The organism is Aquimarina algiphila (genome assembly GCF_947494415.1).
GTDB classification, from domain to species: domain Bacteria; phylum Bacteroidota; class Bacteroidia; order Flavobacteriales; family Flavobacteriaceae; genus Aquimarina; species Aquimarina algiphila.
In genome coordinates, this window is the sequence record NZ_CANLVC010000002.1 from 551,900 (window position 1) to 565,979 (window position 14,080).

Genomic DNA, 14,080 nt, shown 5'->3' on the forward strand with positions numbered 1-14,080 from the left:
AGGAATGATTACAATAACTTATAAAAAAATAAGGTAATTTGGATGTTTAGTATTTTACTAACAACAAATCAATGATTAAAAAACTATTAAAAGTAGTACTTGCCTTGATTCTTATTGTTTCCATTGGCGCTGGGTACCTTTATTTTAGATTACATAATGATATTGATAATATTCTTGATGCAAAAAGTGATTGGCGAAGTGAAGTGCTGGAATTTCCATTACTCTTTGCTGGAGATCTGGACTATGAAGGTGAAGAACATATTCGATTTGCTCCGGGTTGGGGAGAACCCAATAGTGAGGATTACTTTTCGTATGTATTTGTATGGATGATTAAAGAAGACCCTAATCTCAATCCCTCTGAATTAAAAAATATCATCAGTACCTACTTTGATGGATTGATGAATATGGGGGCAATAACCAATCTCAGTTTCTTTAAAGATATTCCAGAAACTATAACTACCATACAACAAATAGATACAAATACATATCAAGGTACTATAACCCTTTATGATGAATTTTTTTCAAAAAAGATCTTTGTACTTAATGCAAAAATCAAAAATGAATATTGCTCTACTAAGGAAAAACATTTAGTTTGGTTTTATCTGTCTCCACAAGAATACAATCATCCCATTTGGAACGACCTTATAGGTATACAGTTAACATCAACATGTGATTAGTTCATAGAGGAAACACTATGAACCGTAAAATAATAGTAAACAAAACTGCTTCTCTATTGGGCGTAGCTAAGTATATTTCTGGTAATGAACTCCTAATTAGGACTCAATTCTTCCTTAATAATGGATTGAAAATATCGTACTCCCAATTGACCTCCGTAGGCTAACACAAATATTCCTGCGGTAGGTTTCCAGCCATCTTCTAAAAAAATATTGACTTTCTCTTCTAATTTGTGTTCAGATTGATCAGATAGTATTTTATATTCCATAAGTAATTTTTGATTAAACGTATTTCACCTAAAACAAATTTATTTTAAGTTTTCTTCATTTTCTTACGGATTACCGTAATGAGATTACCATATAAAACCCTTATCAGAGTTACATCAACAAAAAAAACACCTGATCTACTAGAAAACAGATCATTAGCCAAAACATATACCATGAAGTATAAAAAATGGTCAGTAGTTTTTTTTCACTATTTAGTTTCATCCCAATAGTAGCCATCTGGATAGATTCTTTCTCCAAAAATAGCAGTTTCCACTCTAATTATCGTAGCTCCTTCTTCTATGGCGATCTCCAGATCACCACACATCCCCATAGATAATTCATTCATGGTTACATTGACAATATTGAGGTCTATCACCTCATCCTGGATTTGCTTTAATAACTGGAAACATGTTTTCACTTCTGTAGTATCAGAGCTAAGCAATCCTATAGTCATCAAGCCTTTTATATGAATATTCTTGAATAAGTTCTTGCACTTTATTCTCTCCAATAATCGTTTCTCTTTGTTGTAAACCAAAATTTATCTTGTCTGTATCTACTATTTTTGTAGCCAGTAATAAACGAACCTGCTTTGGATCTCTATGAACACGTATACAGGTTTCCTGTATTCTTTTATGAATACAGCTTAAATTACCTGTAATAGTTTCCATTATTCCACAAGTGCTTGATGGTCTGGACAATCGATTTGAAGTTCGTGATTATTGAGTGACTTTTCCAAGAAAGAACAATAATGCTCATTACCATTTTTTGAATAATGATAGCAGGTTAGACACATGCGTTGGATTGATATTATTGAATTTCGGTTTAAATTTTCAATAATCTTTAACAACCCATTTAAAAATATCCCTTTTGTGGTATCTGTTAATTTACCTATAGCATGATCTAATGCATTGGTATACCCTGAAACTTTATTTGCTATTTCTTTTCCTTCTTTTGTTAACTCGACCATATAGCTTCTGGAGTCATAGGTATCAGGAATTTTTATAAGCATCTTTTTTTCGAGCAATACTTTAACCGAATCGCTTATGGTTGCTTTGGTCAAATCAAATTCTTTAGCAAAGAAACTCACCTTTAACATCTCCTGCTCATGAGTAAGGCAGAATATCAAAATTTGTATTTGTATAGGGCTTATTCCGTATTTCTTACTTTCCTGCCATAAGAGCACTCTGAACGTTTTAGATATTCGTTCTAGGGCTTGAGTAATTTTATGATTTATCTCTATATCAGTCATGATCTTGGGTTACCAGGATTCCTTTGGATTCTTCTCTTTTAATGATTTCCTTTTTCATTTCCTTATACATATGATCTTTTGCCTCTGCATACGAGATCCCATAGACTCTTTTTACATTTCTATGGCTTTTAGGAAATTTAGTCAATATATCGTCATAAAACGTATCTAATTCATTTTGATCAGGAAGTTCAAATTTTAATTTTAATTGAAAACGTCTCAATAAAGCAGTATCAATACTCCTGGAATGATTGGTCGCTGCAATTAACAAGGTCGTATCGGGCAGGTAATCAATTAACTGAATTATTGTATTGACCAGACGTTTCATTTCTCCAGAATCCTTATTATCATAATCTCGTAGTGTACCGATATAATCAAATTCATCTATAAACAATACCGCTTTTTCTCGATCTGCTTTGCGAAATACATTGGTCATATTCTTAGCAGTTTCTCCTAACTTCGAAGAGACAATGTTTCCCAGATCTAAAATCATCATCTTTTTACCTATCGCATTGGCAATAGCTTTTGCCGTAGTTGTTTTTCCACAACCTGTATGGCCGTATAACAACAATTTATTATCCACCGGCAAGTTATAGCGCTTTAAAGCTTCAACGTGCTTAAACTCCTTTAATAATTGATCTAAAGCATTTTTATTATGCTCATTAAAATGAATTTTATCCAAAGGAAGTATCGTTTCTTCCTTATGAATCAACAAATCATATATATTCATTCCCTTCTACTTCTATATCATTAAGATTACAAAGTTAGCAATCCTAATTAAAAGAAGTAATCTTATCGGCTATTTCTTTATAAGTAATATGACCAAACCACTCTGCTATGATTTCATAACTATTATTAAATAAAACAAAACTTGGGGTACCTCTCAATTGATTTAAGGTAAATGTAAGTGCTATTTTGTCTAATGACCTTAGATAATGAGCAACTCTTTTTTGCTGTGCTACTTTTTCAAAATCTGGCCATAGTGCATAACTAGGATTGATGTTACAAATAGTTTCTATGGCAACATTTATATCGCTTAGGGTTTCTTCTATCTTATCCATCACAATAGGAAAATCCAGTGAATATGGAAGCGTTTCTATACCTTGTTGTAACATCATCTTTTTGGTCTCCCCTACCAAAGCCCCATCATTAACCAAATGTGTTGTATGCGCTATGGTATTTTTGTCATAATCCTCAAAAGCTGTGGATAAGGCTAAAAAAGAAACATCTTCTTTATGAAACTGGTGATATAGTTCATTAAAGAGCGGTAATGCATAAGAAAAGCATCCCGGACAATTTACTTGAAAGACCAAAAGGAGATTAAGATCTTTGATCTTAAAATCTCCTTGTAATGTCTTTTCAAAATGTAATTCAAGTTTTTTCATATTAATTACAGTGTTCCATTTCAATAATATAATATCCTTTTTGTCGAATTTCTTGTTCAACGGCTTCCGGAGCACGCTCCATATGGCAAAAATTACATTCTTTTGTCGTTAACTGAAAATTTAAAATCCCTTTTTGGGCTAAATATTCCTTTCCATAGGCATATACATCTTCTACTGATGTATGATCTTCAACCAAGATATCAAAATGTATGTTAACATTGGTTGCTTTGGGCACATAGGTATCATAAACAGAAACTTTCATCATCGTTATTTCAATTTTACAGTATAGGGTAATGATAAATCTCCACTGGCTACACTAAACACATCATAGACTCCTAACATAGGTTGATCTTCTTTACTTGTATTTACAATCATATAGGCTGCTACTCCATCATATTTAAAAGAAGTTTGATTATTCATTCTGTAATCAGGAATTACCACTTTGATCGTGTTCTCTATTGTCGTCACGGGAAAACCTGGAGAATCCATATACATAGGCATTCCTGGATTTGTAGGTGGTAATGTAACATTATCTGTATCTGTAAATTGTTTTACAGCCAATCCTCCTGGTACACGCTCATCTTTATGCAAAACTACCCAGTGCGGGTGCCAGATCACGCCATCATTATCAAAGATAGCATCATTGTTTTCATCCCAGATTGGTGTATCATCAAAATCAGGATGAGAAGTAAGTGCCATAGCAACTATTCCTTCTGTCTGACTAAAACCTACATCAGTTGGTTTTAAAGATGTAGGGAAAACATATCCTAATACAGGTGCTCCATCCAAAGATCCATTAGGAGTTGGAGTAGTTTTACCTGCTGTTCCTTTAACATTGATTTCCCATACACTTATACTTAGATTAGAATGATGTGTTACTTCTGCATTCTTAATGACAAAGTCGTCGTTGTTATATGGTCTTTCCTGAGCACATGAAGTGGTTATTACACCAAGAACTAAAATTGCTAATATTACTAGTTTATCTAATTTCATTTTATCTTATTTTTAAAAGTTAGGAATCTTAAAATTAGGATTCCTAACTTTATAGATTAAAAAAATTACCCTTTTACATCTGCCATTGAGGCTCCAAAGTTTAAATGCAATACATTTCCTTTTGGAGTTAACAATGCTGGTACCGATTGCACTCCTGCTTTTTCGGCTTCGGGGATTCGGTCTCTGACCTCTCCTATATTTACTATTTCGACATTTTCATTACCTACTAATTCTAAAATGTCATGTTCTGCACTTATACATACTGAACATCCTGCATGATAAAAAACTGATTTATTCATAATTTTATTTTTATACTTTTTATTTTTTAGCAATATTGCCAATACAAATATAGTTAGGATTCCTTACTATATAAAATATTTTTTCACTTTTCTCATTATTCATAAGCAATTAATGTCATTAGGTCCTTATATTACTCATCTTTCCTACCTCATAATTTTTATGTTATCAAGCTTTACCTTTTATATTATCTAAAGAACGGATTGCAAATAGTATATATTTCTAAAATTTAATTTTGCAGTTACAAAAACATTCTTATCTTTGTACTGTAACAATTTTTAATACAGTTATATTGGTCAAAAGCAAATTTTCCATATCGTTACACATTATGACACTATTGGCTTTGTATAAAGATGATTGGTGTTCTTCTTCTGACATTGCGAGTAGCCTAAACATTAACCCTGTTCTGGTTAGAAAGGAAATTTCTGCTCTTAAAAAAGGACATTTGATTGAAAGTAAAGAAGGAAAAAATGGAGGTATACGTTTGCTTAAGGATGCAAATAAAATTTATCTATCTGATATTTTTACAGTAATAAAAGGAGATAGTAGTGTCCTGTCATTATCCAATAATATACCAGACCCAACGTGCAGAATTGGAAAACAGATAAACACAAAACTCGAAACGCTGTTAGAAACTATTGACAATTCTATTGTAAGGGAATTAAACAAACAAACCTTGGAAGAATTTAAAAATCAATTTTAGCTTTTTTTTAACCAAAACTGTAACAAAATAAATTACAGATAAAATAAATTATTTAAAATGAAAACAAAAAAAATACTCCTTGGACTACTCGGTCTTGCTTTGTTGTCTGGATGTACCAGTATTGATCAACAACATAAAAATTCAATATTAATTAAAACCGAACCTATGAAAACAAAAAACAAAGTAGTAAAAATTGATGATATATCTATTTTCTATCGAGAAGCAGGAATACAAAACAAAGAAACTATTTTGATGTTACATGGTTTTCCTTCTTCATCTCATATGTATAGGGATCTTATAGGACAATTATCCAATGAGTATCATATTATCGCACCAGATTATCCTGGTTTTGGTTTAAGCTCTATCCCTCCTATATCTGAGTTTGAGTATACATTTGAGCATATAACTGACATCATGAATCAGTTTGTTGATAAACTTAAGTTAGATGGTTTCTATCTATTGGTTCAGGATTATGGTGGGCCCATTGGTTTTAGAATTGCATCGCAGAGACCAGAACTCATTAAAGGGTTAATAATTCAGAATGCAAATGCATATCTGGAAGGATTTGGAGAATGGGGTATTAAAATTGGAAACTATATGAAGAATAATGATATCGAAGCTCTAAATACTTATAAAGATCATTTGATGTCTTTAGATGGTATAAAAGAACAATATCTAACTGGAGTATCAGATACCACCAAAATTGACCCTATTTCATATCTCACAGACTATGCTTTTTTAAATCGTAATCATGTCAAAGATATACAATCGACAATGTTTGATAACTATAAAACAAACTTCGCCAAGTATTCAGAATGGCAAGAATATTTTAAAATGCATCAACCTCCAACATTAGTGGTTTGGGGAGAAAATGATAAATTTTTTAGCAAAGCGGGAGGAGAGGCATTTAACAAAGATCTCAAAAACATAGAATCTCATTTTTTTAATGGAGGACATTTTATGCTAGAGGAATATGCCATAGAAGTAGGTGATCTAATTGATCATTTTATAAAAAAACAACACTAAAATTCTTTTGTTATGAGCACTTACTTTCATAAAGGAGAATTAGAGCTTCAAAAAAAATATGACGCCTGGCATGATCCAAAATTAGTGGAGCGGTTACTTAAGGATAGTATAGTAAGCACTCTAATCCCATTCATTGAACATCAAACCACATTAATTTTAAGCACCTATGATGATGACAATATATGGGCATCTATGCTTATTGGAGACACTGGCTTTGTCAAAGTAAAAACATCAAAATTAGTACATATCGATCTCAGTAAAGTAAAAAGTACCAAAACAGATATTGGTTTTAAAAATATCAAAAAACATTCAAAAGTGGGACTTCTTTTTATCGATACCTCTACACGAACCAGATATCGTCTTAATGGTTTTGCCCATTTATCTAAAGAGTTATTAAGCATTGAAGTGTTAGAAGCTTATCCTAATTGTCCTAAATATATTCAGCAGCGTGTCATCACTCTTTCTGAAAATACTTCGGGTCTAGGAATAGAAGTGGTGAAAGGAATGACCTTATTGGATCATCATAAAGAATGGATTAAAGAGGCTGATACATTTTTTCTTGGAAGTATGAACACTGATGGAGATATGGATGCATCTCACCGAGGTGGACATTCTGGTTTTGTCGACATATTAAAAAATGGAACCTTAAAAATTCCAGATTATACGGGAAATAACCTATTTAATACGTTAGGGAATTTCCTTGAGTATCCAAAAGCTGGTTTGTTATTTATAGATTATGAAAAAGGACACTCCTTACAATTGTCAGGGAATGTAGAACTCTTATTGGATCAAGAAACCTCATCGGATATAGAAAAAACTACCGGAACCGGACGATATTGGTTGTTTAAAACCAAACATTGGATTCAAACCCAAAACCATAATAAAGTAGATTGGAAATTTATCAATTTTTCTCCTTTTAACCCATAAACAAATATTCATAAACCATAAAATCATGAATGAAATATTAAAAAATGAAATTAGAAACGTCTTAAACCAATGGTTAAAAGCATTTAACGACAATGATCTGGAAGCGTTAATGCAGTTATATGATCCAGAAATAAATTATATGAATAGTAATGTTCCTATACAAGTAGGAATTCCTGTTGTAAAAGAAGGATTTGCCGCAAGTTTTCATATCCAACCAAGTGTGGTTTTTAAAGAAGAACAGGTCATTGCCCAAGATGGGTTAGGCTATATTGCAGGGCAGTTTAGAGTCACAGGAACAAATCCAGAAGATGGAGAAACCATTGATGAAGCGGGTCGTGTGGTATGTATTTTTAGAAAAAACACCGAAGGTGATTGGAAACTTGTCTTTGATATGGATAACCGACCACCAGACATCAATTTATAAACTTCAAAAAGATAATAATGAATACAGAAATAAAACGTAAAGCAATGCGTCCTCGTGATATCGCAAATCATATTAGCGAATGTATTAAAGAAGGAGATCTGGAAAATATAGTAGATTTCTTTCACCCTGATTATATAATGTCTTTTCCGCCTTCAGAGAATCCTAAAAGTGGTCTAGATACAATACGTGAAGTCTTTGGTGAATTTATAGCATCCAAATCTATATTATCAAGTGAAGTTACTGGAGAAATCATAAATGGAGACACAGCTCTTTTACAAGCAACCTGGACCGTCACAGATATCTCTGATACCATAATAGCAGAAGGAAAGTCTACCGAGGTGATAAAACAAAGAATAGATGGTTCATGGGTTTATTTTATAGACTGCCCAATGGGACTTCCTAAAATATAAGCAGACCAAGAATATTACAAAAGCCTTATAGATTTTTATAAGGCTGTATTTTTTTTAAAATTTAAAAACGAAACTTTAGAAATCACTTTTTTTCTCCTAAATGTTCTTCTTTTAATTTTTTAATAATATCTCGAATAGCCTCTTCTCCTCCATCTAGAATTGCCTGTGTTTTTATAGCATCTTGCTCATTTACTGGCTTATATTTTAAACTCCATCTGGCATTTTCTATTAAGATCGGAAAAAGATCAACTCCCTTTTCTGTAAGTAAATAGATAATCTTTTGCTTATGACTGGGGTCTTTTTTTTTATGAATTATCCCTTCTTCCTCCATTACCTGAAGACGATTTGCTAAAATATTAGTAGCGATCTTTTCTTTGGATTGAAGAAATTCTCTGAAATATTTCTTTCCATCAATCATCATATCTCTAATAATCAATAACGTCCATTTATCTCCAAAGGCCTCTAAAGCTAGGTATTGAGGGCAATATGATTTATATTTTTTTTGTTTTTTCATATCTAATAGCTTAAAAGCAATTTGCAAAGTAAAAATATTATTTATAATATTACAACTAGTTGTTTTACACAACCAGTTTTCAATATTCAAAATTATGTCACAACTAAAACAAAATGATAATAGTTATCAAAAATATGTCATCATCGATACAAACGTTATTCAGGTTTTTGAAGCATTAACTACTAACATGGATAAATGGTGGGCCAAAATAGAAGGTTCGGCTCAAAAAAAAGGTGATGTATTTAAAATATCTTTTAATGGTAATTCGTATTGGAAGTTTAAAGTAACTAATATAACCGAATTTAGCAGTATTTCCTGGAAATGTATTGCATCCCATCAGAATCATAATATTAACGGAATGGACGAAGAATGGCTTGATTCTACATTACATTGGGAGATTAAGGAGAACAATGATCTCATACAAGTGCACTTTTTACATCAAGGTTTAGTCCCTCATGGTATCTGTTATAATGCATGTTCATCTGCCTGGGACTTCTATATTACAGACAGTCTAAAAAGATTTTTAGAACATGGAGAAGGCAAACCTGAGTTCATGTAATTTTTTTATCGCTTGCTATATATTTACTATCAAGAAAGAAAACAACACAAATTAAGATTACAAACAATCAGTCTCTCAAAACACATATCAAAAAAGCATTTGACGCTTTAACAATAAATATTGAAACCTAGTGGATAATCGCAGATCATTCTCCACAACGATTATGATTTTTGTTCTTCTACTTAGGATCATTTTGTAACAAATGAATTAAAGGTGTTTCAGGAAGAAAATGAGTAATTATATAATTCTTTATGTATTTCTTTTTTTACCGTGAGAACACCTTATATATTGTATCCTGTAATTATATCTTCCCTGATTGTTCTAAATCTTCTATTTTATCTTTTGCCATCACAAAATCAGCATCTAATTTTATGGCTTCCTTATACAATTTTATTGCCTTGTTTAGCTGATTATTTCTTTCATAATACACCCCCAAAACATAAGTTGTATAAGCATCGTCTGGAAATATCATTTTAGCAAAATCTTGAATTTTTATTGCTCTTTGAAGATTATTTTTTAGGTAATTATCAACGTATGATAATCTAATTAGATCATCGGGATGAATAAAAACCCAGTTTTTAAACTTTGCTTTGTTTTCTAGATATATTTTTTCGGCTTGTTCAATGCCTTCGTTTTTTATAATTTCAATAAATTCCTTACTTGTTGGAGGCACTTCTTTATTTTGAAGCTTATAGTTTTCTCTTAAATACTCATACGTTTCTGTATTAGGGGCTTTCATTTTTGAGATTACATATTTTATTCTTTTTTCAGCTTGTTCATATGCGCCTTTTTTTGATAATTTATCTGACAAATTAAGTATCTCACCTGGGTATAGGTCTACTTTCCAATTCATTGATTCAAAATCATTTTCTGTTAACTTTTGATTTTTGATAATCAATCCTTCTTCGGGAATCCATTTATCATATTCTAAATCCCGGGCCACCTGTTTTGCAAACTTTTCTCCTTTTAACTTTGAAACCAAATGAAGAGCGCCATCGATTCCTGCAGATATTCCCGCGGTAGTTATTACTTTACCATTATCCACAAATCGTACATTATCTCGTACATCAATTTTTGGAAACGTAGTTTTTAAATACTCGATTGATTGATGATATGTAGTTGCTATCATATGATCTAAAAATCCGATTTCGGCTAGGAAAAAAGCTCCTGTACAAACAGTAAATTGTAATTTAGTTTTAGAAGATACATCTTTTACCCATTCTTTTATATTATCTTCTTTTGCAACAGCTAGATCTCCTCCTCCAACAAATGCAATAATATCAGGTATAGGAGCATTATCTATTGAATAATCAGGAATAATGGTTAGTGAATGCATTGCTTTCATAGGTTCTGTTGTTTTTGCCACGGTATATACATTAAAACCTGCTACTATAAAAACTTCCATGGGTCCTGCAAAATCTAAAATCTCCACGTTATCTTGTAAGAAAATAGCAATATTTTTGATTTCCGTTTGATTTTGACTATAGGTGAAAAATTGAAAATGTAGCCCCAGAATTAATACGATTAATTTTTTCATAATGTATGAGATTAATTATTGTTTTTTAAAGAATACTCCTCTATATTCACTAGTTTCAAGTCCGATAATGATATCCTTTTCATTTCTTTTAAAGTTCATTATATGAGAAGAGTGTGATGTCAAAAATCTATCTTTCTCTAAATAAAATATTGGAAATAACCTCCCCTCTTTAAAAAGGTGAAGTTGACCTTGTTCTTTATTCAGTTTAATAGATATTTCTTCAGTAGATATTGACATAAAAACCCCTCTATACTGTTGCAAGATTTTGATGTTGTTCATGTCTTTATAAGGGTTTTCTTCACATGGTACTACTCCTCGATTTGGCACCCAATCATACTCCATATAAAAAGCTGTTTCTCCTGCTATTGCTAAGCTATTGAGTTTGGCAACCATATGTAAAGCCCCATCTATTCCTGCTGATACACCTGCAGTGGTAATCACATTTCCATTATCAACATATCTAACCCCTCTTAAAACATCTATTTTGGGATAGTTTTGTTCTAAAACATCCAAAGTATTGCGAAACGTTGTTGCTTGCTTGCCATTCAAAATTCCTGCTTCTGCCAATATTAAAGCTCCGCTGCACACCGAGAAATAGTACTTCGTATTCTTCTGTTGCTTTAGCCATTCTATAAGTTTTGGATCTTTTGAAGGTAAAATGGCATTACCTCCAAAAAAAACTAAAATATCAACAGAGGGCGCATCTTCTAAATCATAATCAGGGGTAACTTTTAGTATCCCTTGAACAAATACCTGATCTTTATTTTTGGAAATTGTAATGACATCATATCCCGAATAATTAAAAACCTCCATTGGTCCGGCAAAATCCAATATCTCTACTCCGGATTGTAAATAAAATCCAACTTTCATACGATTTTTTTTAGGCGATTCTTTTATTTCTTCTTGTGTAATTAACTTCATATTACAATGCTCACAAACACCTGCTGTTTCAAATTCTAAATCATCACATCTTCTATTGCATGGAGGGCAGACATAGATTTTTTTATCATTAGATGCTAAAAAAAATTCTGGGACTACCACTCCTTGAGAAAAACACAGATTGGTACCTAAAAAAAAGAGTAATATGACAGCAATTTTCATAGTATCTAAGATTGATTACTACAAAATTAATTATGACTGCTATTTATTAAAAGGACAGAATAGGATGATTTTGGGACATTATTTCTATTAAAAGAACATTAAAAATCAGGAAGGTGTTTTCTGTATTTATTTAAGACCACTCTTAACTGACTAACACTTTTAAACCCACATTCATCAGCTATTAACTCAATTTTATTTTTCTCTGAAAGTAGATTTAATGCTTTTTCTACTCTAAGTTTTTCTGTATACAAATGAATAGTTATTCCTGTAGTTTTCTTAAATAATCTAGTTAAGTTTCTAGAACTCATGTGCACTTCTTCAGCTATATCAGAAATATTAAATGATCTATGTATATTCTGAATTATAAATTCCTGAGCATTATGAATTCGTTCCTCAAGGTGATTCCTATATTGAAGATAGATACTAAGCTGTGGATCAAATTCACCTCTCCTAAAATAAATCACGGCTTCCTTTGCCACATCAACTGCTATTTTACTTCCAAACTTTTCTTCCAAAATATATAATGCCAGATCGATTCCTGAAGAGATTCCAGCACTCGTATAAACATTGTCATCTATAACAAATAATCGATTATCCTTCACATCTATTTTTGGATATCGCTTTTTAAATGTCTCTAACCTTTTCCAATGTGTAGTGCATGATCTTCTCTCCAGAATACCAGATTCGGCTAGCAAAAATGTACCCGTACAAACGGAACAAATATGAACTCTTTTGTTATTCTGGATAGATAACCATTCAAAAAAAGGAGTACAATTTTTAATAAAATGAGAGTTCTGAAGAAGTGAGAAATATATACCTGGCACAAATATAAAATCTCTATCCGTTAGTTGAAACTCACTAAAATGAATCAAGTCAGAAAAAATAAGTCCGGCACTACTGGTTACTTTATTTTCTATAGTTGGAGTTACAAAATGTAAATCTACGTCAGCTCCGTACTCCTTTGCTTCGTAAAAAATATGAGCAGGACCATTGATATCTAAGAGATGTACCTTGGGAGGTACAACAAAAAGAACCTTTCTTCTAGTTGTATTATTATCCTTATGCAATGACTTAAAATTATGTTTTGAATTTTAAATAAACTTTAATCCGTATCAAAAAGCAATTCAGAATCTAAATCTACGCATTCAATTCCATTTCTTTTGAGTAGATCTATAACTTCTTGTGAAATATCACTTGTACATTCGATCCTTAATACATTATCGCAATCTTCCAGATCAAAATTCCACCTAATTATTGCTGGTAATGCATCTATAAATGGTGAGATCGAATTTGCTTTTTCAGTAGAAGTTACAGTCGTTTTAAATACTAAAATCATTTGTTCTCATTTATGATTTCTTCAAGATCGCTCCAGACACCTCCGTTGTATACCTTTTTAATCCCCCGCTCTTTTAATAAATTCACTGCTTTAATACTTCTCAATCCATGAGAACAACAAGTAATATAGATTTTACTTGTATCCAGCTCAATATACCTTTCTCTTATGCTACCAAGAGACATATTAATAGCGTTATTAATATGACCTTCTGAAAACTCTTTTGAAGTTCTAACATCTAAAATAATTGCACCTTTTGCTACTAAACGATCTAAGTCTTTGGCAATATTTACTTGCTGATATATTTTATAAGTACCATATATGATGATTACAAGTATAAGTGTTAAGAGTATTTTGTTCATAATGTAGATTGATGTATTTCTTTAAGTATTTTTTTATCGATATAAAAAGTGCCAAAAGGAAAGAAACAAGCAATAATAACTTTACTTGTTGTTCTTTTAAAATTCCATTTCTGTTCTACTGCAACCTTCAATGTATTAAAAACAAAAAGTACAAAGAATATTCCATGAGCCTGTCCTATAAATTTTACCAGAATTGGTTCTCGAAGCATATACTTAACCGGAACAGCTACAAACATCAATAACAATAAAGAACATCCCTCAAGATATCCTAATATTCTTAATCTTCCGATAGTAGAGTTTAAATAATTCTTCATTATAATGA

21 protein-coding genes and 2 pseudogenes are annotated in these 14,080 nt (G+C 31.6%); 8 read left to right on the forward strand and 15 right to left on the reverse strand.

Annotation, left to right across the window (positions count from 1 at the left end):
- Positions 1-71 precede the first annotated feature (71 nt).
- Positions 72-677: a hypothetical protein gene (locus PQF96_RS04895; RefSeq protein ID WP_109435091.1), complete on the forward strand. Its 606-nt coding sequence runs from the start codon at positions 72-74 to the stop codon at positions 675-677.
- 92 nt (positions 678-769) lie between these two features.
- Here the strand turns inward: PQF96_RS04895 and PQF96_RS04900 are convergent, their stop codons facing one another.
- The 8 genes and pseudogenes from PQF96_RS04900 to PQF96_RS04935 form a co-directional block, all read right to left on the reverse strand.
- Entirely contained in the window at positions 770-943 is a 174-nt protein-coding gene (locus PQF96_RS04900) for a DUF1737 domain-containing protein (protein WP_109435092.1), read from the reverse strand.
- Positions 944-1,149: 206 nt separating this feature from the next.
- Positions 1,150-1,609: pseudogene (locus tag PQF96_RS04905) on the reverse strand (hypothetical protein).
- Positions 1,609-2,190, reverse strand: a complete 582-nt coding sequence (locus PQF96_RS04910; RefSeq protein WP_271765298.1) for a MarR family winged helix-turn-helix transcriptional regulator — start codon at positions 2,188-2,190, stop codon at positions 1,609-1,611. Before PQF96_RS04910 ends, PQF96_RS04905 begins: the two are co-directional and overlap by 1 nt.
- Positions 2,183-2,917 (reverse strand): AAA family ATPase, encoded by a 735-nt coding sequence (locus PQF96_RS04915; protein ID WP_143918237.1) that lies wholly within the window; start codon positions 2,915-2,917, stop codon positions 2,183-2,185. The genes PQF96_RS04910 and PQF96_RS04915 overlap by 8 nt, the downstream gene beginning before the upstream one ends.
- Positions 2,918-2,960: 43 nt before the next feature.
- Positions 2,961-3,572 (reverse strand): hypothetical protein, encoded by a 612-nt coding sequence (locus PQF96_RS04920; protein WP_271765299.1) that lies wholly within the window; start codon positions 3,570-3,572, stop codon positions 2,961-2,963.
- 1 nt (position 3,573) lies between these two features.
- On the reverse strand, positions 3,574-3,837 hold the full coding sequence (locus PQF96_RS04925) for a DUF2024 family protein (RefSeq protein WP_271765300.1): 264 nt from the start codon (positions 3,835-3,837) through the stop codon (positions 3,574-3,576).
- A gap of 2 nt (positions 3,838-3,839) precedes the next feature.
- Positions 3,840-4,565, reverse strand: a complete 726-nt coding sequence (locus PQF96_RS04930; RefSeq protein WP_109435096.1) for a hypothetical protein — start codon at positions 4,563-4,565, stop codon at positions 3,840-3,842.
- A 65-nt stretch (positions 4,566-4,630) separates the two neighbouring features.
- The gene (locus tag PQF96_RS04935) at positions 4,631-4,864 is read right to left on the reverse strand and encodes a thioredoxin family protein (RefSeq protein ID WP_109435257.1); all 234 of its coding nucleotides are present in this window, start codon (positions 4,862-4,864) and stop codon (positions 4,631-4,633) included.
- 290 nt (positions 4,865-5,154) lie between these two features.
- Between PQF96_RS04935 and PQF96_RS04940 the strand changes: the two genes are divergently transcribed.
- From PQF96_RS04940 to PQF96_RS04960, 5 genes are read left to right on the forward strand one after another with little or no spacing between them, the layout of a single operon-like run.
- A complete protein-coding gene (locus tag PQF96_RS04940; RefSeq protein ID WP_271765302.1) occupies positions 5,155-5,565 on the forward strand; it encodes an Rrf2 family transcriptional regulator in 411 nt (136 codons plus the stop codon).
- A 57-nt stretch (positions 5,566-5,622) separates the two neighbouring features.
- Complete coding sequence (locus PQF96_RS04945; RefSeq protein ID WP_271765304.1) at positions 5,623-6,591, forward strand: alpha/beta fold hydrolase; 969 nt, start codon at positions 5,623-5,625, stop codon at positions 6,589-6,591.
- A gap of 12 nt (positions 6,592-6,603) precedes the next feature.
- Positions 6,604-7,518, forward strand: coding sequence for a pyridoxamine 5'-phosphate oxidase family protein (locus tag PQF96_RS04950; protein WP_271765305.1), 915 nt, complete (start codon positions 6,604-6,606; stop codon positions 7,516-7,518).
- 25 nt (positions 7,519-7,543) lie between these two features.
- Positions 7,544-7,942 (forward strand): YybH family protein, encoded by a 399-nt coding sequence (locus PQF96_RS04955; RefSeq protein ID WP_143918242.1) that lies wholly within the window; start codon positions 7,544-7,546, stop codon positions 7,940-7,942.
- A gap of 17 nt (positions 7,943-7,959) precedes the next feature.
- Positions 7,960-8,352 carry a YybH family protein gene (locus PQF96_RS04960; RefSeq protein WP_109435101.1) on the forward strand — a complete coding sequence of 131 codons (393 nt, stop codon included), beginning with the start codon at positions 7,960-7,962 and terminating at the stop codon, positions 8,350-8,352.
- A gap of 82 nt (positions 8,353-8,434) precedes the next feature.
- Here the strand turns inward: PQF96_RS04960 and PQF96_RS04965 are convergent, their stop codons facing one another.
- Positions 8,435-8,866: a winged helix-turn-helix transcriptional regulator gene (locus PQF96_RS04965; RefSeq protein ID WP_143918243.1), complete on the reverse strand. Its 432-nt coding sequence runs from the start codon at positions 8,864-8,866 to the stop codon at positions 8,435-8,437.
- Between the two features lie 94 nt (positions 8,867-8,960).
- Between PQF96_RS04965 and PQF96_RS04970 the strand changes: the two genes are divergently transcribed.
- A complete protein-coding gene (locus tag PQF96_RS04970; protein ID WP_271765306.1) occupies positions 8,961-9,425 on the forward strand; it encodes an SRPBCC family protein in 465 nt (154 codons plus the stop codon).
- Between the two features lie 270 nt (positions 9,426-9,695).
- Positions 9,696-9,902 carry a DUF2933 domain-containing protein gene (locus tag PQF96_RS28630; RefSeq protein ID WP_407933707.1) on the forward strand — a complete coding sequence of 69 codons (207 nt, stop codon included), beginning with the start codon at positions 9,696-9,698 and terminating at the stop codon, positions 9,900-9,902.
- 511 nt (positions 9,903-10,413) lie between these two features.
- Here the strand turns inward: PQF96_RS28630 and PQF96_RS28635 are convergent.
- The 6 genes and pseudogenes from PQF96_RS28635 to PQF96_RS05000 all read right to left on the reverse strand — a co-directional run.
- Positions 10,414-10,962: pseudogene (locus PQF96_RS28635) on the reverse strand (DJ-1/PfpI family protein); the annotation flags it as partial.
- A gap of 15 nt (positions 10,963-10,977) precedes the next feature.
- Positions 10,978-12,063 carry a DJ-1/PfpI family protein gene (locus PQF96_RS04980; RefSeq protein ID WP_200825096.1) on the reverse strand — a complete coding sequence of 362 codons (1,086 nt, stop codon included), beginning with the start codon at positions 12,061-12,063 and terminating at the stop codon, positions 10,978-10,980.
- Between the two features lie 98 nt (positions 12,064-12,161).
- Complete coding sequence (locus PQF96_RS04985; protein WP_109435105.1) at positions 12,162-13,130, reverse strand: GlxA family transcriptional regulator; 969 nt, start codon at positions 13,128-13,130, stop codon at positions 12,162-12,164.
- Between the two features lie 35 nt (positions 13,131-13,165).
- The gene (locus PQF96_RS04990) at positions 13,166-13,399 is read right to left on the reverse strand and encodes a hypothetical protein (RefSeq protein WP_271765309.1); all 234 of its coding nucleotides are present in this window, start codon (positions 13,397-13,399) and stop codon (positions 13,166-13,168) included.
- Positions 13,396-13,758 carry a rhodanese-like domain-containing protein gene (locus tag PQF96_RS04995; RefSeq protein ID WP_143918248.1) on the reverse strand — a complete coding sequence of 121 codons (363 nt, stop codon included), beginning with the start codon at positions 13,756-13,758 and terminating at the stop codon, positions 13,396-13,398. Before PQF96_RS04995 ends, PQF96_RS04990 begins: the two co-directional genes overlap by 4 nt.
- The gene (locus PQF96_RS05000; protein WP_109435108.1) at positions 13,755-14,072 is read right to left on the reverse strand and encodes a DUF3817 domain-containing protein; all 318 of its coding nucleotides are present in this window, start codon (positions 14,070-14,072) and stop codon (positions 13,755-13,757) included. Before PQF96_RS05000 ends, PQF96_RS04995 begins: the two co-directional genes overlap by 4 nt.
- Positions 14,073-14,080: the final 8 nt, after the last annotated feature.